Origin of the sequence: Pseudarthrobacter sp. 1G09, from assembly GCF_050038305.1 — a bacterium.
In the GTDB taxonomy this organism is placed as follows: domain Bacteria; phylum Actinomycetota; class Actinomycetes; order Actinomycetales; family Micrococcaceae; genus Arthrobacter; species Arthrobacter equi.
On the sequence record NZ_CP188306.1, the window covers coordinates 2,303,572 to 2,321,871 of the forward strand.

Annotated in this window: 18 protein-coding genes; 11 read left to right on the top strand and 7 right to left on the bottom strand. The window is 65.6% G+C overall.

Annotated features, from left to right (window positions below):
- Positions 1-7 precede the first annotated feature (7 nt).
- From pafA to ACP3TD_RS10640, 10 genes are all read left to right on the top strand, one after another.
- On the top strand, positions 8-1,372 hold the full coding sequence (gene pafA, locus ACP3TD_RS10595; protein WP_056079210.1) for a Pup--protein ligase: 1,365 nt from the start codon (positions 8-10) through the stop codon (positions 1,370-1,372).
- 112 nt (positions 1,373-1,484) lie between these two features.
- Complete coding sequence (locus ACP3TD_RS10600; protein ID WP_426762848.1) at positions 1,485-2,453, top strand: FKBP-type peptidyl-prolyl cis-trans isomerase; 969 nt, start codon at positions 1,485-1,487, stop codon at positions 2,451-2,453.
- A gap of 77 nt (positions 2,454-2,530) precedes the next feature.
- Positions 2,531-2,926, top strand: coding sequence for an FKBP-type peptidyl-prolyl cis-trans isomerase (locus ACP3TD_RS10605; protein ID WP_426762849.1), 396 nt, complete (start codon positions 2,531-2,533; stop codon positions 2,924-2,926).
- 120 nt (positions 2,927-3,046) lie between these two features.
- Positions 3,047-5,038 carry a helix-turn-helix transcriptional regulator gene (locus ACP3TD_RS10610; protein WP_426762850.1) on the top strand — a complete coding sequence of 664 codons (1,992 nt, stop codon included), beginning with the start codon at positions 3,047-3,049 and terminating at the stop codon, positions 5,036-5,038.
- A 10-nt stretch (positions 5,039-5,048) separates the two neighbouring features.
- The gene (locus ACP3TD_RS10615; protein WP_426762851.1) at positions 5,049-5,405 is read left to right on the top strand and encodes a hypothetical protein; all 357 of its coding nucleotides are present in this window, start codon (positions 5,049-5,051) and stop codon (positions 5,403-5,405) included.
- Positions 5,406-5,437: 32 nt separating this feature from the next.
- Positions 5,438-5,710, top strand: a complete 273-nt coding sequence (tatA, locus tag ACP3TD_RS10620; RefSeq protein WP_045731378.1) for a Sec-independent protein translocase subunit TatA — start codon at positions 5,438-5,440, stop codon at positions 5,708-5,710.
- A gap of 48 nt (positions 5,711-5,758) precedes the next feature.
- Positions 5,759-6,553: a twin-arginine translocase subunit TatC gene (tatC, locus tag ACP3TD_RS10625; protein WP_426762853.1), complete on the top strand. Its 795-nt coding sequence runs from the start codon at positions 5,759-5,761 to the stop codon at positions 6,551-6,553.
- A 20-nt stretch (positions 6,554-6,573) separates the two neighbouring features.
- On the top strand, positions 6,574-9,528 hold the full coding sequence (locus ACP3TD_RS10630) for a DEAD/DEAH box helicase (RefSeq protein ID WP_426762855.1): 2,955 nt from the start codon (positions 6,574-6,576) through the stop codon (positions 9,526-9,528).
- 66 nt (positions 9,529-9,594) lie between these two features.
- The gene (locus ACP3TD_RS10635; protein WP_426762856.1) at positions 9,595-11,250 is read left to right on the top strand and encodes an amidohydrolase; all 1,656 of its coding nucleotides are present in this window, start codon (positions 9,595-9,597) and stop codon (positions 11,248-11,250) included.
- 92 nt (positions 11,251-11,342) lie between these two features.
- A complete protein-coding gene (locus ACP3TD_RS10640) occupies positions 11,343-12,083 on the top strand; it encodes a polyprenol monophosphomannose synthase (RefSeq protein ID WP_426762857.1) in 741 nt (246 codons plus the stop codon).
- Between the two features lie 84 nt (positions 12,084-12,167).
- Here ACP3TD_RS10640 and ACP3TD_RS10645 read toward each other — a convergent pair whose 3' ends face one another.
- The 5 genes from ACP3TD_RS10645 to ACP3TD_RS10665 all read right to left on the bottom strand — a co-directional run bounded on the left by ACP3TD_RS10645 (position 12,168) and on the right by ACP3TD_RS10665 (position 15,917).
- On the bottom strand, positions 12,168-12,515 hold the full coding sequence (locus tag ACP3TD_RS10645; protein WP_013600997.1) for an RNA polymerase-binding protein RbpA: 348 nt from the start codon (positions 12,513-12,515) through the stop codon (positions 12,168-12,170).
- 254 nt (positions 12,516-12,769) lie between these two features.
- Positions 12,770-13,717 (bottom strand): SPFH domain-containing protein, encoded by a 948-nt coding sequence (locus ACP3TD_RS10650; protein WP_426762858.1) that lies wholly within the window; start codon positions 13,715-13,717, stop codon positions 12,770-12,772.
- Positions 13,718-13,750: 33 nt separating this feature from the next.
- Positions 13,751-14,215 (bottom strand): NfeD family protein, encoded by a 465-nt coding sequence (locus tag ACP3TD_RS10655; RefSeq protein WP_426762860.1) that lies wholly within the window; start codon positions 14,213-14,215, stop codon positions 13,751-13,753.
- Positions 14,216-14,339: 124 nt separating this feature from the next.
- A complete protein-coding gene (locus ACP3TD_RS10660) occupies positions 14,340-15,218 on the bottom strand; it encodes a methyltransferase domain-containing protein (RefSeq protein ID WP_426762862.1) in 879 nt (292 codons plus the stop codon).
- An 18-nt stretch (positions 15,219-15,236) separates the two neighbouring features.
- On the bottom strand, positions 15,237-15,917 hold the full coding sequence (locus tag ACP3TD_RS10665; RefSeq protein WP_426762863.1) for a peptide deformylase: 681 nt from the start codon (positions 15,915-15,917) through the stop codon (positions 15,237-15,239).
- A gap of 56 nt (positions 15,918-15,973) precedes the next feature.
- On the opposite strand from ACP3TD_RS10665, the gene ACP3TD_RS10670 reads away from it, so the two are divergent.
- Positions 15,974-16,441 carry a nuclear transport factor 2 family protein gene (locus ACP3TD_RS10670; RefSeq protein ID WP_426762864.1) on the top strand — a complete coding sequence of 156 codons (468 nt, stop codon included), beginning with the start codon at positions 15,974-15,976 and terminating at the stop codon, positions 16,439-16,441.
- Here ACP3TD_RS10670 and ACP3TD_RS10675 read toward each other — a convergent pair.
- A complete protein-coding gene (locus ACP3TD_RS10675; RefSeq protein WP_426762865.1) occupies positions 16,407-17,609 on the bottom strand; it encodes an FAD-dependent oxidoreductase in 1,203 nt (400 codons plus the stop codon). The two genes, ACP3TD_RS10670 and ACP3TD_RS10675, sit on opposite strands and share 35 nt — an antisense overlap.
- Complete coding sequence (locus ACP3TD_RS10680) at positions 17,599-18,297, bottom strand: class I SAM-dependent methyltransferase (RefSeq protein WP_426762866.1); 699 nt, start codon at positions 18,295-18,297, stop codon at positions 17,599-17,601. Before ACP3TD_RS10680 ends, ACP3TD_RS10675 begins: the two co-directional genes overlap by 11 nt.
- Between the last annotated feature and the right edge of the window lie 3 nt (positions 18,298-18,300).

Sequence of the window (18,300 nt, forward strand, 5' to 3'; positions counted from 1 at the left end):
AGGAGAGATGGACAAGAGAATCTTCGGCATCGAAACAGAATTCGGAATCTCGTATTCAAGCCCCGATTCGAGGCCTCTTGCCCCGGAAGAGGTAGCCCGCTACCTGTTCCGCAAGGTTGTCAGCTGGGGCCGTTCGTCCAACGTATTCCTCACGAACGGTTCCCGGCTCTACCTGGACGTCGGATCCCACCCCGAGTACGCCACGGCCGAATGCGACGATCTTGCCCAGCTCATTGCGCATGACCGCGCCGGCGAACTCATCCTGGACGACCTCGTGGACGAAGCCCAGGCCCGCCTTGCCGCCGAGGGCTTCAACGGCACGGTCTACCTGTTCAAGAACAACACCGATTCCGCCGGAAACTCCTACGGCAGCCACGAGAACTACCTGATTCCCAGGCGGGGTGAGTTCTCCCGGCTCGCCGAGATCCTGATCCCGTTCCTCGTCACCCGCCAGCTCATCGCCGGGGCCGGCAAGATCCTCAAGACACCGCACGGAGCAACCTACGCTTTTTCCCAGCGGGCGGACCACATCTGGGAAGGCGTATCCTCCGCCACCACCCGGTCGCGCCCCATCATCAACACCCGGGACGAGCCGCACGCCGACGCAGAGTTCTACCGCCGGCTGCACGTCATCGTGGGCGATTCCAACATGTCGGAGACCACCGCCCTGATGAAGGTTGGCACCGTCGACCTGGTCCTGCGAATGATCGAAGCCGGCGTCATCATGCGGGACATGCGGATGGAAAACCCCATCCGCAGCATCCGCGAAATCTCCCACGACCTCAGCGGCCGCGCACTGGTCAGGCTGGCCAACGGCCGCCAACTGACAGCACTGGAAATCCAGCAGGAGTATCTGACGAAAGTCACCGCCTTCGTGCGGGAACATGGTGCCCACAACCCCCACGTACCGCTGATCCTGGACTTGTGGGAGCGCACGCTCAAGGCCATCGAAAGCGGCGACACACGCAGCATTGACACCGAAATTGACTGGGCCATCAAGAAGAAGCTCATGGACAGCTACCGCGAACGCCACGGGCTGGGCCTGGATGCGCCGAGAATTGCCCAACTGGACCTTACTTACCACGACATCTCGCGGAGCCGGGGCCTGTACTACCTGCTGCAGTCCCGTGGAGCGGTCCGCCGACTGGTGGACGACACCGTAATCAAGGACGCCGTGGACGCACCGCCGCAAACCACCCGGGCCAAACTCCGTGGCGACTTTGTCCGCCGGGCGCAGGAACTGGGGCGTGACTACACGGTGGACTGGGTGCACCTGAAGCTCAACGACCGAGCCCACCAGACCATCCTGTGCAAAGACCCGTTCAGGAGTGTTGACGACCGGGTTGATGCCCTCCTGGACTCTATGGGCTGACACCCAGCTTCACGGGCTATTCTGGATGAGGCCCTTTTAAGGTCCCCGCAGCGATGCTGTCCGCTGCCATGCGGAACATCGCGTCCACCCTGCCCCGACGAAAGTTCTTTACGTGCGCCGACTACTAGCAATCCTCCTGCCCGGCCTGCTGCTGCTCACCGCCTGCGGAGGCTCTACCGCAGAGCCGGAACCCACCAGCCAGTCCGCTGGCGACACTGCCAAGTTCGACACCCTCAAGCTGACCGACAACGGGGACAAGAAGGCCCCGGGCGTGGACTTCCCCAAGCCGTTCGAAGTGGCTGAGCCCACCGTCAAGGTTGTCGCTGAGGGTACCGGTGACACCGTGAAGGCAAACCAGATCGCCAACATCTCGGTCCTCGCCCTCAACGGTGCAGACGGCTCCACCCTGGAAGACACCTTCCCCAGCGAGCCCGAACCCCTCGAACTCAGCGACGACCTCAAGACCAACAGCGCCGTCATTTACAACGCCTTCGTGGGTGCGAAGGTCGGCTCCAGCATTGCACTGGCCGTGCCGGGACAGAAGAGTGCCCCCGCGGCCAGCCCCAGCCCCTCAGCCGGAGCCACCCCGACGCCGAGCGCCCCGGCCAGCCCCACCCAGCTCTTGATCATCAAGGTGCTCTCCGCCGCTGATGTCACTCCCGCATTGGACAAGCCCCAGGGCGAAACCGTAACCCCGCCGGCCGGCCTGCCCACCGTGACGGAAAAAGACGGCAAACCGGAAATCAACGTTGAAGGCGCAGCAGCCCCCACCGCGCTGGTCTCCCAGGACCTCATCAAGGGCACCGGGGCGACCGTCAAGGAGACTGACACCCTGACGGTCAACTACGTGGGCGTCAACCTGGTGGGCGGCACCAAGTTCGACTCCAGCTTCGACCGCGGCGAACCGGCGAGCTTTGGGCTGAACCAGGTCATTAAGGGCTGGACCCAGGGCCTCGCCGGCAAGACGGTGGGCTCCCGTGTCCTCCTGGTGATCCCCAAGGACCTGGCCTACGGTGACGCCGGTCAGGGCGAAGCCAAGGGCGACCTTGTCTTCGTAGTGGACATCCTCGGCGCCAAGTAGCCACACTTACAGACGGGCCGCGGCCAGTCCGCGGAATTATCACCAGCATCCCCACAGCACAGATCAAAGGAGCAAGCATGTCATTTGGACAGCGGGATTTCGACCGCACTAAGCCTGAAATCGACTTCCCCCAGGGCGACGTCCCCACGGAACTCGTGATCACCGACCTCATTGAGGGCGACGGCCGCGAAGCCAAGGCCGGCGACACCGTCTCCACCCACTACGTGGGCGTTGCCTGGTCCACCGGCGAAGAGTTTGACGCCTCCTGGGGCCGCGGCGCACCGCTGGACTTCAGGGTCGGCGTCGGCCAGGTCATCCAAGGATGGGACCAGGGCCTGCTCGGCATGAAGGTGGGCGGCCGCCGCCGCCTCGAAATCCCCTCGGAACTGGCCTACGGTTCCCGTGGCGCCGGTGGGGCGATTGCCCCCAACGAGGCCCTGATCTTCGTTGTGGACCTGGTCGGAGTCCGCTAGACCAGGCCGCAGGCACACCGCACGGTTTCGCCGTCGGAAGCGCGGCAGCACGCAGGACATCAGTCCCGCGGGCTGCCGCGCTTTCTGCGTTCCGGCAAGGACTTTAGTAACGTACACAGGGTGTCCCTATCCCGAACTGAGCGCCTCCTGAACCTCCTGATCGCGCTGCTGAACACCCGTTACGGGCTGCGCCGCAGCGAACTGAGGCAAAAGGTCTACCACGACGAATCCGGTAACGACGTCGCCTTTGGCCGGATGTTCGAACGGGACAAGAATGATTTGCGCCAGTTTGGCTTCGACGTCGAGACCCTGACGGACCTGGGCTGGAGCGAGGACGATCCCGCCACCACCCGCTACCGGATTGGCAAGGAATCCAACCGGCTTCCCGACGTCGAACTCGGTCCCGAAGAGTGGACAGTCCTGCTGCTGGCCTCCCAACTGTGGGAACGCGCAGCCCTCGGCACAGCCGCCCAGAGCGCGCTCCGCAAGCTCCAGGCGTCGGGGCGGATGGCCGACGTCGAACTTCCCTCGGGCGTCCAGCCCCGCATCAGGCCGGCAGGACAGGCATTCGATGACCTCGTGGCGGCCATGCACTCCCGGCACGCTGTCACCTTCCCGTACCTGGCCGGCACCACCGGCAAGGAAGAAATCCGCACCGTTGAACCATGGGGCCTGGGCAGCCGCTTCGGGCAGTGGTACCTGATGGGGTACGACCGGGCGCGGCAGGAACCCCGGCACTTTCGCCTGTCGCGTTTCACGGGTCCCGTTGCGACGCTGCCGAAAGAATCCTTCAAACCGCCGGCCGACTTCAACGTCCGGCTGGAGCTTGCCCGCCTCCCGGAACTGCCGCTCCGCACCGCCGTCGTGGATGTCCGGGAAGGACGCCTGCTGGCGCTGAGGGGCCGGGCAAAGGACGCCGGAGCCGACCAGGATATCGCCGCCCCGGCGCCTGCCGAGGGCCACGAACGCCTGAGCCTGGACTTCCGCGACCCCGAAGTCCTGGCCGAGGAGCTTGCCTCCTACGGCCCCGACGCGCTGCCGGTAGCCCCCGCTGAACTGGTCCGGGCGGTGGAGCGCAGGCTGCGCGCGGCGGCCGCGTTCAGTGCTGCACCTGTCCCTGAGTACGCTTTCCCGGCCGCGCAGCCACGGAAAGTGCGCAAGGGGACATCGGAGGACCAGCTCAAACGCATGCTCCAACTGGTCCCGTTCCTGGTCCACAACCAGGGCCTGCACATCCACGATGTCGCCGAGCACTTTGGAGTGAGCCGCGGGGAACTCGAGGAAGACCTGCGGATCCTCATCTGCTCGGGGCTGCCCGAGGGCTACCCGGATGACCTGCTGGACATCCAGTGGGAGGACGACCACGTCTTCATCACCCAGGACCTGGACCTGAAGAAGCCGGTTCGTTTTACCGTGGAGGAAGCGTGCGCGCTTCTCACCGGCCTCGAAACGCTAAATGGACTGCCGGACGTCGCCGAAGGCGGTGCCCTGGAGTCGGTGACGCTGAAGCTGCTGGCGGCGGCAGGGGAGGAGGGCCTGCGCGCCGCTTCCCTGTCCGGTCCGGAGGTTGCACCCGGCGACGCAACAACCCACGCAACGGTACGGGAGGCCATCGTCTCCGGTGCACAGCTCCACCTCACGTACCTGTCGCCGCAGCGGGACGCTGTATCCGAGCGCGACGTGGACCCGCTCCGGCTCTATTCGCTGGATAACACCTGGTACTTCGAGGCGTTCTGCCACCGGGTCAACGGACTGCGGAACTTCCGGCTGGACCGGGTGCAGGATGTACGGCCCAACGGGAGCCGTGTGGCAGGGGACAGGGCGCCCGCGGAGGGTGTTCCGGCCAAGCTCTTCACGCCGAACGACGACGACACCACCGTCACCGTGCAACTCACCAGGCAGGGCCGGGGCCTGGCAGAGGATTACTACGCGGACCGCACGGCGGACCTTCCCGACGGCGGGCTCGTGGCGGAGATACGCTTCGGAAACACCGGCTGGCTGCCGATGTTCGTGGCCCAGCACGGGGGAGCGGTCCGGATCCTCGAACCTGCCGGGCTTGCTGACACGGCCCGGGACTGGCTGGAAGCCGCCTTGGCACGGTACGGCGGCTAGACTTCTCAGCATGCCTTGGTGGTTCTGGATCCTGTTATGGGTGGCTCTTGTTGCCGTGTCACTCCTCTTTTATTTCGTGCTGGGCGTTCGCCTGTTCCGTAAGTTCATGGCCACGGTCAAGGATCTGGGTGCCGCCGGCGACAAGTTGGGCCACATTAGCCCGCTTCCCGGGGCTGATCCCCACGATCAACTGGCAGGCATGGGGCGTCCGGCCGCGGGCTCTGCCGTTTTTGCCTCGCCAGCCGACATGCGACATGATTACGAGGCATCCAAGTCCTCCCGCCGGGAAGAACGCCGCCTTCGGCGAGTGCAGCGCAAGAAGGACCGGGGCCAGCCGCAGGCTCTCACAGATCTCGACTTCACATAGAAGTAGGATGTTTTTAGAGGAAAGGATTTCCCATGGGAAGACTCTTTGATGGCCCCTGGCCCATCGTTATCATCATCGTTGTCGCATTGCTTCTCTTTGCCGCCCCCAAGCTTCCTGCCATGGCGCGCAGCCTTGGCCAGTCCATGCGGATCATCAAGTCCGAGGTCAAGGAAATGAAGAACGACGGCAAAACCGAGTCCACCGACGCCTCCGGCCCGGTGGAAGGCACCATCGTGAACCACCCCAAGGCGAAGCCGGGAGAGCCGACCGACGGCACTGACGTTCCGCCGTCGAACCGCGCCTAAACCCCAGTGGCACTGAAGCGGGCCCGTAAAGCCAACCCAGAGGGGCGGATGTCCCTCTGGGACCACCTCAAGGAGCTGAAAAACCGGCTGATCAAGTCGGCGATCGGCGTCGTCATCGGCGGCATCGGCGGCTGGATACTTTACGATCCGCTGCTGAAGGCCCTGGCAGAGCCCGTCAACCGTATTTCGGATCAGACCGGCGGCCTTGCCGCCATCAACTTCGGCAGCATCGCATCCCCGTTCGACTTCAAGCTCCAGATGTCGCTCCTCATCGGCGTGGTCATCTCCAGCCCCATCTGGATCTACCAGCTGTGGGCCTTCATCACCCCGGGCCTGACGTCGAAGGAGCGCCACTACACGCTGGGCTACATGGCTGCCGCGGTTCCGCTGTTCCTGGCTGGAATCTGGGCCGGCTGGCTGGTGGTACCCCAGGTGGTCCATGCGCTGACCCAGTTCACGCCCGAAGGCTCATCAAGCGTTATTGATGCGCGAACCTACATCGAGTTCGTCACGCGCATGGTCCTGGTCCTGGGTATAGCTTTCCTGGTGCCGGTAGTACTGGTAGGCATCAACATGGCCGGCATCCTGTCCGGACGCACCATCCTCAAAGCCTGGCGCATCACTGTCTTCCTGGTGTTCGTGCTGGCGGCCATCGCCGCGCCGGGCGCCGATGCCATCTCCATGTTCATGCTTGCGGGTCCGCTGCTGGTGCTCTTCTTCGCAGCGATCGGTGTCTGCCTCTTGAATGACAAACGCCGTGCGCGCCGCGAGTCCAAAGTGGCTGCCGAAACTGAAGCCACTGCAGACGTCGCAACCCCCAGCAGTGAACTGGGGAACCTCTAAGCTCCCATTAGGCTTGGTGTATGTCCTCCAATACCGGGCCGTTCTCTACAGGCCCAACCACCAGTGGACCGTTCTCGCCGGGGCCGGGTGACGATGTCGAAGAACTCTCGCCCGCAGAAAGGTACCGGGCCAGCGCGGAGCGGCGCGCGGAGGCCGCCACGGACCTCGGTGCCTTCATCCAGACCCTCGACTTCGAGCTCGACGATTTCCAGCGGCAGGCGTGCCGGTCCCTTGAAGGGGGCAAAGGCGTCCTGGTGGCCGCGCCGACGGGTGCCGGTAAGACCATCGTCGGTGAATTCGCCATCTACCTGGCCCTCAAGCGCGGACTCAAGGCCTTTTACACCACCCCCATCAAGGCGCTCAGCAACCAGAAATTCACTGAACTCGGTGAGAAGTACGGGGCCGAAAATGTCGGCCTGCTGACGGGCGACACCAGCATCAACGGCGAGGCACCGGTGGTGGTCATGACCACCGAAGTCCTCCGCAACATGCTTTACGCCGATTCGGCTACCCTGGACGACCTGGGGTACGTGGTCATGGATGAAGTGCACTACCTGGCCGACAGGTTCCGTGGCGCTGTGTGGGAAGAAGTCATCATTCACCTGCCAAGCGAGGTGCAGGTAGTCTCCCTCAGCGCCACAGTGTCCAACGCGGAGGAGTTCGGGGCCTGGCTGGACACTGTCCGCGGAGACACGGACATCATCGTCTCCGAACACCGGCCGGTTCCCCTCTGGCAACACGTCATGGTGGGCCGGCGGATCATGGACCTGTTCGCCGGGGAAACCACCTTTGACGAAATTGCCCCTGCGGTCGATGCTGCCGAGGATGAACAGCCCAAAGCCGTCAGCGGCAAGAGCCGGAACAAAGACACCAACCGCGGCTTCGACGTCAATCCGGAACTCCTGGCCGTTGCCCGCAATGAAGGCCAACAAGGCTTCCGGAGCCGGCCCGGACGCGTGCAGCGCGGCCGGCGGGGTAACGACCGGCCGGCACGTCCTGCCGAACAAACGGGCGTGCGGCGGGCCAGCCGCCCCCAGGTCATTGCCAGCCTGGACCGGATGGACCTGTTGCCCGCCATCACGTTCATCTTTTCCCGGGCAGGTTGCGACGCCGCAGTGGCCCAGTGTGTTGCTTCCGGTTTGTGGCTGACCACGGAAAAGGAACAACGGATCATCGCCGAACGCGTCGATGAGGCCGGCCGTGACATTCCGCCGGATGACCTCGACGTGCTGGGCTTCTGGAGCTGGCGCGACGGCCTGCTCCGCGGTTTCGCCGCCCACCACGCCGGGATGCTGCCCACCTTCAAGGAAGTGGTGGAGAAACTCTTCGCCGACGGCATGGTCAAGGCCGTCTTCGCCACGGAGACCCTTGCCTTGGGCGTGAACATGCCGGCACGGTCGGTAGTGCTGGAAAAGCTCGACAAGTTCAATGGTGAAGCCCACGTGGACATCACTGCCGGCGAGTACACGCAGCTCACCGGACGGGCGGGCCGCCGCGGCATCGACGTCGAGGGCCACGCCGTGGTCCTGTGGCAGCCGGGAGGGGACCCAACGGCGGTGGCCGGCCTGGCCTCCAGGCGCACGTACCCGCTCAATTCCAGTTTCCGTCCCACGTACAACATGAGCATCAACCTGCTGGCCCAGTTTGGCCGCGCCCGGGCCCGGGAAATCCTCGAGTCCTCCTTCGCGCAGTTCCAGGCAGACCGGTCCGTGGTGGGCCTGGCCAGGCAGGTGCGCAGCCGTGAGGAGTCCCTTGCCGGCTTCGCCAAATCCATGACCTGCCACCTCGGTGACTTCACTGAATACGCACGGCTGCGCCGCGAACTCTCTGACGTGGAAAACGCTGCGTCGCGCACCACAACCCGCGCACGCAAGTCGATGAGCGACGACTCCCTGGCCCGCCTCATGCCCGGCGACGTGGTGGATGTTCCCGGCGGCCGCGCACCCGGCCCGGCCATCGTCCTCAGCTCGGACCACAGCAGCAGGGAACCGAGGCCCGCTGTTCTGACCCTGGATAACCAGCTTCGCAGGATCGGCACGGACGACCTGGAAGGCCCCATCGCGCCCGTTACCCGTATCCGCATCCCTAAGTCCTTTAACGCCAAGGTCCCCAAGTCGCGCCGCGATCTGGCGTCCTCGGCCAGGAACGCCTTGCGCGAGAACCGGCCGCCCGCGCCGGGGCACAACCGCAACAACGATTTTGGCCTTGCCACCGCGATGCCGGACCAGGAGAAGCGCATTGCCGATCTCCGGCGTACCCTCCGCGCCCACCCGTGCCACGGGTGCAGCGAACGGGAAGACCACGCCCGCTGGTCCGAGCGCTGGTGGAAGCTGCGGCGCGAAACGGACAACCTGGTACGCCAGATCCAGGGGCGGACCAACACCATTGCCAAGACTTTTGACCGGGTCTGCGACGTGCTGTCCGCCTACGGCTACCTGGACGCCTCAACTGACGGGCGGCTGACCATCAGCCCGGACGGGCAGCGGCTCCGGCGGATCTATGGGGAGAAGGACCTCCTGATTTCCCAGTCGCTCCGCCTTGGCGCCTTCGGCGACCTCGACGCCGTCGAGGTTGCCGCCTTGGCCAGCGTGCTCGTGTACCAGGCAAAGCGCGAGGACCGCGGGTTGCGCCCGCGGATGCCCAGCGTCTCCCTGGAAACGTCAGTAGACATCGTGGTCCGGGAATGGTCCGCGCTCGAGGATGTCGAGGAAGCGAACAAGCTGCCGCTCACCGGTGAGCCCGAGCTCGGCCTGGTCTGGCCCATCTACAAGTGGGCCCGCGGGCGCCACCTGCAGGATGTGCTGAGCGGCACCGATCTCGCCGCCGGGGACTTCGTCCGCTGGGTCAAGCAGGTGGTGGACCTCCTGGACCAGATCGCCAAGATTCCCGGCCTCGAACCACGGCTCGCCCGGCTGTGCGGCGAGGCAATCAACCTGATCCGCCGCGGCGTCGTGGCCTATTCATCTGTCCAGTAAACGCACCGCCTGCCCCATCGTGCCGGGGCTGTTCCGGCACGCCCCTATGCGAGGAGCCTTTCGCCAATGACAACGTCCGGTCCAGAGTCCAATTCCCGTTCCAAGGCAGTGCTCTACCGCAACGGATCTGTCTACACGGCGGCCGATCCTTTTGCCACGGCCATGTTGGTGGACGGCGATACGGTGGCCTGGGTGGGGTCCGAGCAGGCGGCGTCCTCCATTGCTGATTCAAAGATGGACATCATCGACCTGCGGGGCGCCCTTGTCACACCTGGGTTTGTGGATTCCCATGTCCACCTGACGGAAACCGGCATTGCACTGGACTCCCTGAAGCTTGCATCAGTGAACTCCGCCCGTGAACTGCTGGACGCCGTTGCTGCGGCCGGCGGCAACGGACCCGTCCTGGGCCACGGCTGGGATGAGACGCAATGGACCGACGCCACGTTGCCCACCGCTGACGAACTCGACCGGGCGGCCGGCGGCCGGTCCGTTTACCTGTCGCGCGTGGATGTCCACTCGGCGCTGGTTTCGGGTGCCCTGGCGCAGGAGCCTGGCCTGCGGGACGCAGAGGGGTACGACGGCGGTGCGAAAGTCTCGCGCGCGGCCCACGCGGCTGCCAGACGGTCCGCCCGCAGCCTGCCCGCCGACGTCCTTCGGGGATACCAGGCAAAGGCCCTGGCAGAGGCGGCAGCAAATGGCTACGTGGCCCTCGCCGAAATGGGTGCCCCGCACATTGGCGGCGCGGATGACCTGCGTCTTGCGGCAGCGTGGAACACCGCCGATCCCGGGGTGCCCGCACAACCGGAGATCCTGCCCTACTGGGGCGAGCTGGCAGCAACCGAGGAACAGGCACGCAGCCTCGTTTCGCAGTTCGGCTTCACTATCCGCGGCCTGGCTGGCGACCTGAACATTGATGGTTCCATCGGTTCACGCACAGCAGCCCTGCGCTCGGGCTACAGCGACGCCCCCGAAGAGCGGGGCAGCCTGTACCTGGGCGTCGAGGAAGCCGCTGCGCACCTGGCAGCCTGCTCGCTGGCCGGCATCCAGGGCGGGTTCCATGTCATTGGGGACGCCGGACTGGCCACAGCACTCGCGGCGCTGGACCTGGCTGCGGAACAGGTGGGAGAGCAGCGCGTGCGCGCGGCGGGCCACCGCTTTGAACATGTGGAAATGACGGACGGCGACGCGATAGCCCGGTTGGCCAAATATTCGGTGACCGTCAGCGCGCAGCCGGCATTCGATGCCGCGTGGGGCGGATCCGGCGGCCTGTATGGCCAGCGCCTGGGGGAGCGGAGCGGGTCCATGAACCAGTTCGCGGCCCTGTACTCCGCAGGTGTGCCCGTGTGCTTCGGAAGTGACAGCCCGGTGACTCCGCTCCGCCCCTGGTCGAGCGTGCGTGCGTGCCTGGAGCACCATAACGACGGGCAGCGCATCTCCGCCCGCGCCGCGTTCCTGGGCCACACCCGCGCCGGCTGGCGGGCTGCCAAGTACTCCGACCCCATGGCTGGACAGCTCGTACCGGGAGCACCGGCAAGCTTTGCCGTGTGGGAGGTTGAAGAGCTGATGGTCCAGGTGGCCGACGGCCGCGTCCAGTCCTGGAGCACTGATCCCCGGGCGCGCACACCGCTGCTGCCCGCACTCGACACCGGATCCGACCCCGCCTGCCTGCAGACGGTGCGGAACGGCGTCGAACTGTTCACCAGCCCCGCCCTGCGATCCTGACCCACCCACCCGTCCTATAATGGGGAGTTGCGCCAACAGGCAGCTAGCTTGCCGGCCGGTGCACCGACCGCTCCCACCAGGAAAGGCCCTCTGTGCGCGTCCTTACGATCATCCCCACCTACAACGAACTGGAATCGCTGCCCAAGACGCTCCAGCGCCTTCGGACCGCCGTGCCGGCGTCGGATGTGCTGGTAGTGGATGACAACAGCCCCGACGGCACCGGCCGGCTGGCCGATGCCAAAGCGGCCGAAGATTCCCAGGTCCACGTTCTGCACCGCAAGGGCAAGGAAGGACTCGGTGCCGCCTACATCGCCGGGTTCAAGTGGGGACTCGACGCCGGCTACGACGTGCTCGTGGAAATGGACGCCGACGGCTCCCACCAGCCCGAACAGCTTCCCCAATTGCTTGAGGCCGTGGAGCAGGGCGCAGACCTGGCCATGGGGTCGCGCTGGGTTCCCGGTGGCAGCGTGGTCAACTGGCCGCTGTACCGCCAGGCCATTTCCCGGGTGGGCAGCACGTACGCCCGCCTGATGCTGGGCCTGAAGATCAAGGACGTCACCGGCGGCTACCGCGCCTTCCGCAGGTCTACCCTCGAGAAGCTCAACCTGGACCAGGTCGATTCCGTGGGCTACGGCTTCCAGGTGGACCTGGCCTGGCGCGTGGCGCGGATGGGCCTGCGCATCGAGGAACGCCCCATTACGTTCGTGGAACGTGAACTGGGCGCTTCGAAGATGAGCGGCAACATCGTTGTTGAGGCCATGATCAACGTCACCAAATGGGGCCTGGCCGCCCGGTGGAACACCCTCACCCGTAAGGCCGCGGTGAAGCGGTAGCTTTCGGCTCCCTGCAGCAGAGAAAAGGAACTGCCCCGGCACCGTGTGCCGGGGCAGTTCCTTTAAAGTTGTGGCTGGCGGGGCCTAGGCCGAGCGGCGCTCTCCGCGGCGTTCGCGCAGGATGGTCAGCCGGTCTTCCAGGATCTGTTCCAGCTCCGGCAGGGAGCGGCGTTCCAGGAGCATGTCCCAGTGGGTGCGCACTGCTTTGTCATTGCTGGTATCGGGGCGTTCGCCGTCCACCAGCAGCGCTTCCTTACCGGTCTTGGAAACCCACACCGGCGGGATCTCTGCTTCGGAGGAGAAAGTGACGAAGACCTGCTCGCCGTCCTCGCAACGGTATTCGACACGCTGGCGCGGAGCCGGCTCAACGCCTGACTCTGTCTCCATGCTCTGCGCGCCAAGGCGCATACCCCGCAGGCTGCGATCGCTCATGATTTCTCCCTCTGGTCGGTTCGCGGAATGGAAACCCGCGCTAGCCGACAGCGTCGAAACGCCGCCGGACTACTGTTTGCTCTGTGCTGCATCATAAGATTCAACGCATTCCGAAGCTTTGTTGTTCCAGCGGAACAATACCTGCCGGACAAATACACCATCATACGGGTTTCAGACACGTGGGGCCAAAACAAGGGGAGGAACCCGCGAAGGTTCCTCCCCGTGTTGATCGGGCTGTGACGCCCCTGACCTGATCAGGATTCAGGGGTCTTGGCCGCCGTTTGGTCGAACAGGCCGTCCGCTGCCGCGGGGTCCGGGTTGGTTCCGCCCAAAGCGCTGCCGATGCCTTTGAGCGCCTCACCAACTTCGCTGGGGATGATCCACAGCTTGTTGGACGTACCTTCTGCCAGCTTCGGCAGAGTCTGCAGGTACTGGTAGGCCAGAAGTTTCTGGTCCGGGTTGCCCTTGTGGATTGCGTCGAAGACCTTCTGGATGGCCTGGGACTCGCCATCCGCCCTGAGGATGGCGGCCTTGGCGTCACCTTCCGCCTTCAGGATGGCGGCCTGGCGCTGTCCTTCAGCGGTCAGGATGGCTGACTGCTTGGTCCCTTCAGCCGTGAGGATGGCGGCCCGGCGGTCACGCTCGGCGCGCATCTGCTTTTCCATAGAGTCCTGGATGGAGTGCGGCGGGTCAATGGCCTTGAGCTCCACCCGGGAAACCCTGATGCCCCAACGGCCGGTGGCTTCGTCCAGCACGCCTCGGAGCTGTCCGTTGATCTGGTCGCGGGAGGTCAGCGCCTCCTCCAGGTTGAGTCCACCCACAACGTTACGCAGCGTGGTGGTGGTGAGCTGTTCCACTGCCTGGATGTAGTTGGCGATCTCGTAGGTGGCAGCCCGCGCATCGGTGACCTGGAAGTAGACCACGGTGTCGATGCTGACCACGAGGTTGTCCTCGGTGATGACCGGCTGGGGTGGGAACGAGACCACCTGTTCGCGGAGGTCCAGCAGGGGGAGGAGGCGGTCCACGAACGGAATGAGGATGGTGAGCCCCGGGTTGAGCGTCCGCTGGTACTTGCCCAGGCGCTCCACGACTCCCGCCCGGGCCTGCGGCACGATGCGGACCGACCGCACCAGGACGATGATCACAAAGATGATCAGTACTACCAGCACGACGGCCAAGGCGGCACTGCCTGCGTTATCCATACATTTCCTTCTTCCCCAATTGATAAAGCTGTGTCAGGTACGGTCGTCGGCCGGAGGCTGCGCCGAAACAACAGCGGTGGCGCCATCAATGGCAGCGACGACCACCATCTGGCCGGCCGAGAGGATGCCGGCCGCCGAGCGTGCGCTCCAGATGTCGCCGCCGATCTTCACCAGGCCGCCATCCGAGGTCACTGCCTCCATGACCACGGCGTGCTCGCCGATGAGGCGGTCCACATTCGTCCGCTGCTCGGCGGGGCCCTTCTTCAGGTGGGACAGGGCCACGGGCCGGACGAAGGCGACCATGAGCAAGGAGACAACGCAGAAGATGACGATCTGCAGCCAGGGGTCTGCACCGGCGAAATCGGACACCAGGGCGGCCAGCGCACCGCCGCCCAGCATGATGAAGAACAGGTCGAGGGTGATCATTTCGACCACCGCGAACGCCAGGAATGCGGTCAGCCACACGGCCCACCAGTTTTCACCCAACCACTCGAACACTGTGTTCCCCCTTCGTTACAAGGTCCTGACGCGGACCTTTAAGTAACTGTGACTTCCATCCTAGTCGGGCACCACAGGCGGGGTGTGGGCCCGGAGCGGAAGACCGGGGATAGTGGCCAAGTCGTTACAGGCGGCCCTTTGGCCGGCACACCAGCACCCTGAACTTCGCGTCGGCTGCCAGCGGCTCGGGGCTGCTGTCCAGGCGGTCTGCGATGGCGTCCCGGCCCTGGTGGTGCCCGGCGGGTCCCATGAAGGCCAGGTCGGCGGCTTCCGGGCGGGTGAGGGACAGCGGGATATCGACGTCGGTACCGGACTCTGCGTCGAAGTGCTCCGCCATGGCCGCGGCCAGGCGGGAGTCCTTGCCTTCCTCGATCCCCAGCATGCCGGTCAGCGCGGCAAGGGTGGACAGGTGCCCGGGCCGTGGCGTGACCACGACCAGGCGGCCGTGCGGCCGGAGGACGCGGGCGAACTCCGAAGGGTTCCTTGGGGCGAAAATGACCGTCACCGCGTCCACCGACCCATCAGCGAGGGGGATGCGCTTCCACACGTCCCAGACAAGGTTGACCGCCTCCGGGTTGAGCCGCGCCGCCCGCCGAAGGGCAAACTTCGAAATATCGAGCCCCACAGCGTTCACTGTCCTGCCCTGCTCCGCGGCAGCGTCCAGCACGGCCCTCAAATAATGGCCGGTGCCGGTCCCGGAATCCAGGACCGCCGCATGTTCGCGGGAAAGGCAAGGTACGACTGCGGCTGCCACCTCGCGTGCCAGCGGTGCGTAGTGTCCCGCTCCAAGAAAGGTGGAACGGGCGTCGGCCATCGCAGCTGTGTCCGCTTCGAAGGACGTGCCCTTGCCCACCAGCATGTTGAAGTAGCCCTGCCGCGCCGCATCGAAGCTGTGCCCGGAACCGCATGCCATTCGGGCAGGTCCGGCGGGTCGGGTATCGGCCGCCGCCAACGGTTTCAAACAGAGGGGGCACAACAGCGGCAAGTCACTGGGAAGGGGCATGGCCTCTATCTTAAGCGGCTAAGGCACACTGATTCCGGCAGGGCCGTCATTGAAGCCCAGGCCCTCGCTTGCCTTGCCGATCCCCGGCTCGGCCCAGTGGGCAGCGTACTCCGCGTTGCTGCTCAGCGATCGGAGCTGCGCCCGGTCCACGTAGAGGATGCCGTTCAGGTGGTCCGTCTCATGCTGGACAATACGTGCCTGCCAGCCGGAGAACTCACGCTGCTCCGCGCCGCCGTCGGGCCTGACGTAGTCCAGCAGCACGGCCTGCGGACGTGAAACCACCGCCTGCAGGCCGTTAAGGGAAAGGCAGCCTTCGTAGAAGGCGGCACGGTCAGGGCCCGCTGGGGTGTAGGCGGGGTTCAGGATGGCCAGGAATTCGAGCGGCGCGCGCTTGCGGAGGGCCGCGGCCTCGTGGTCCACGTCGTACTGGTCCTCCAGGACGGCCAGCTGCAGGGGAATGCCAAGCTGCGGCGCTGCAAGCCCCACACCGGGAGCCTCATGCATGACCTGCCGCATGAGCTCGATAAGTAGCGCAAGCTGGTCAGGAGTTATTTGGCCGTCGAATGGAGCCGCCTTCTGCCGCAGCGCCGGGTGGCCTGCCTGCACGATCGGCGGGAGGGTTCCGGCGGACAGGATGCGCTCCACAGTCTCGCGGATCTGCACTGCGGTGAGGGCCGTGGGTGGTGCCGAGAGGGTCATGGAGAAAGCCTAACGGCCGGCCCAGGGGACTCCGGTCCTCCGATAAGGTCTATTCCATGGCTGATGAAACCATGGCGCCTGCCGCACCTGCTGTGCCTGTTGAACCCACCACGCCGAACGAAACCACGGCGTGCCCCAGACCGGTGGACCGCGTCCTCGAGTTCATCCGGATCCTGGAAGCAGGCGGGGGAGCGGCCGAGATCAGGCCCTACCTGGCTGATACGTTCACGCTCGTGGAGGCACCCCACTTGTTGGCGCCCGAGGGCTCCACCCGCACCCTCGCCGACGTGTTGGCAGGCGCCGACCAAAGTTCGGAGGTGGTGGCCAACCAGGAGTTCACCATCAGGAGGACAACCTGCGAAGGTGGACGCGTGGCTGTCGAGGCTGACTGGTCCGCAACCGTGCTGATGGACATCCGCTACTGGGACCGCGGTGAGACTATCCGGGCCCGGACCTCATCGGTCTTCGAAGTCCGTGACGGGCTGATCGTCAGCCAGGACAGCTACGACTGCTACTTCCGCTGACAAAGCTTGCGTCGAACTCATGCTGCATGGTGAACCGCCCGGCCACCCATTGATTGATGACGGGGGACGCCGCGGCCGCGCCCATCACGGAGTTCCGAAATGCCAGGACCGGGGCAGGCAGCGGCCGGCCCAGCAGCATGTTGATTTCGGCCTGCCGCCGCGCCCGCAGGGCCGCCTGGTAGCGGCCCCGCTCGTAATCGCGGAAGTCCTCCGGGGTATGCCTGCCGGTGACTGTCCGGACAATCAGCGGGGCCAGTGCCTGGGCGTCGAGCCAGCCCAGGTTCATTCCCTGGCCGCCGATGGGGCTGATCTCGTGAGCGGCGTCGCCAACCAGGATCACGCGTCCGGCCACAGTCCTGCGCGCCACGGATGATCTGACGCTGAAGGCGCTGAGCATGGTGTTGGTGGCGGCCTCCGGGTGGATTCCGGTCCGGTCCGCCACGAGCCGGGCCAGTACCTCCGGTGTTGCGCCGGCGCCGGGTTTTCCCAGCCGGACCACCCAGCGGCGGACGGAGCCCGGCAGGGGAAACGACTCGACGATGCCGCCGCTCTCAAGGAAGAGCACGGCCCGGCCACCGAATTCCGGGTGGTCCGCGAAGTCGCCCATCACATAGTGGTCCGGGTAGGTTTTCCGCCGGACCGGGACGCCGATCAGGTCCCTGATCCTGGACCGTGGACCGTCTGAGCCGATCACTATCGACGCCCGGAACGTACTGCTCCCTTGCGCGGCACCCCCGGCGGGCTTTGCCGACACACTGGCGGTGCCGTCGTCGTACGCTACGTCGAGTACCTCCATCCCCCTGACGAGCGCGCCGCTGTCCAGGGCGTGCACCTGCTCTTCCAGCAGCTGTTCGGTCCGGTACTGGGGCAGCGAAAGGACGAACGGGAATGCTTCCGATACTCCGGCGAACGGCATGTGGCCCACGGTCCGGCCACGGCTGACTGCCAGCCCGGAACGGATGGGGACGCCTTCCGCCACCATCCGGCGGGCGATGCCGAGCTGGTCCAGGGCGGCGAGGGCCGGCGGATGGATGCCAATGGCCCGGGAATGATGGTTCCTGGCGATCTTCCGCTCCAGGACGCGGACCGAAACGCCTTGCCGAAGGAGGACGGCGGCGAGGTACAGGCCCACCGGCCCGCCCCCGACGATGAGCACATCAGCGTTCATGGCCGTCCCTGCGCAGTGCCAGTACCTGGTGGAAGGCTGCCCCGGGTTCCACGACCCAGCCCGGGGGAGTGAGCGCGGACAGCTCCGCGGTTGTATAGCTGCGCCGGATCGAAGTCAGCCCGTCCTCCCGGATGAAAGAGTTCTGGAGCGGGAGGGTGGCGACGCCGAAAAGGGCGAAGGCCAGCGGGCTGCGGCGCAGGTCGTTGTGCAGGGCCTTCTTCCGGGCGAGCACGTCCGAGTGGGCCAGCAGGTCGTTGAATTCTTCCGTTCCGAGATGGTGCAGGACATGGTTGGAAATAACGACGTCGAACGCGGCACCTTCGCTGACGAGCTCGGCACTGTGCGCCTGCCGGAAGTCCACGCCACGGGTCGGCGGCCGGCTGTGGGCGAAGGCAGCCGCGCGCGGATCCGGGTCGACGCCGGTGATCCGGACAGACAGCCCGTCCTTGGCGGCCCAGCGGACGAGCATGACCGCGAGGTCGCCTCCGCCGCAGCCGATGTCAAGGATGCTGGCCGGGCCTGCTGAGAGGACAGGACGCAATTCTTTGACGTACAGCCGCCTCCACCCGGAAACGATCCTGTTGACCGGGCCGAACTGGCGGTAGGTGTTCTCCAGCTTCCGCGCATCACAGTCAGGCAGGTCCATCTGTTCCAGCTCGCCTGCCGCACGTTCGGGCCAGATGAACACCGG

Coding starts and splice junctions, on each gene's coding strand:
- pafA (WP_056079210.1), top strand. CDS start 8: ATGGACAAGAGAATCTTCGGCATCGAAACAGAATTCGGAATCTCGTAT.
- ACP3TD_RS10605 (WP_426762849.1), top strand. CDS start 2,531: ATGTCATTTGGACAGCGGGATTTCGACCGCACTAAGCCTGAAATCGAC.
- ACP3TD_RS10615 (WP_426762851.1), top strand. CDS start 5,049: ATGCCTTGGTGGTTCTGGATCCTGTTATGGGTGGCTCTTGTTGCCGTG.
- tatA (WP_045731378.1), top strand. CDS start 5,438: ATGGGAAGACTCTTTGATGGCCCCTGGCCCATCGTTATCATCATCGTT.
- tatC (WP_426762853.1), top strand. CDS start 5,759: ATGTCCCTCTGGGACCACCTCAAGGAGCTGAAAAACCGGCTGATCAAG.
- ACP3TD_RS10630 (WP_426762855.1), top strand. CDS start 6,574: ATGTCCTCCAATACCGGGCCGTTCTCTACAGGCCCAACCACCAGTGGA.
- ACP3TD_RS10635 (WP_426762856.1), top strand. CDS start 9,595: ATGACAACGTCCGGTCCAGAGTCCAATTCCCGTTCCAAGGCAGTGCTC.
- ACP3TD_RS10645 (WP_013600997.1), bottom strand. CDS start 12,515: ATGAGCGATCGCAGCCTGCGGGGTATGCGCCTTGGCGCGCAGAGCATG.
- ACP3TD_RS10650 (WP_426762858.1), bottom strand. CDS start 13,717: ATGGATAACGCAGGCAGTGCCGCCTTGGCCGTCGTGCTGGTAGTACTG.
- ACP3TD_RS10660 (WP_426762862.1), bottom strand. CDS start 15,218: ATGCCCCTTCCCAGTGACTTGCCGCTGTTGTGCCCCCTCTGTTTGAAA.
- ACP3TD_RS10665 (WP_426762863.1), bottom strand. CDS start 15,917: ATGACCCTCTCGGCACCACCCACGGCCCTCACCGCAGTGCAGATCCGC.
- ACP3TD_RS10670 (WP_426762864.1), top strand. CDS start 15,974: ATGGCTGATGAAACCATGGCGCCTGCCGCACCTGCTGTGCCTGTTGAA.
- ACP3TD_RS10675 (WP_426762865.1), bottom strand. CDS start 17,609: ATGAACGCTGATGTGCTCATCGTCGGGGGCGGGCCGGTGGGCCTGTAC.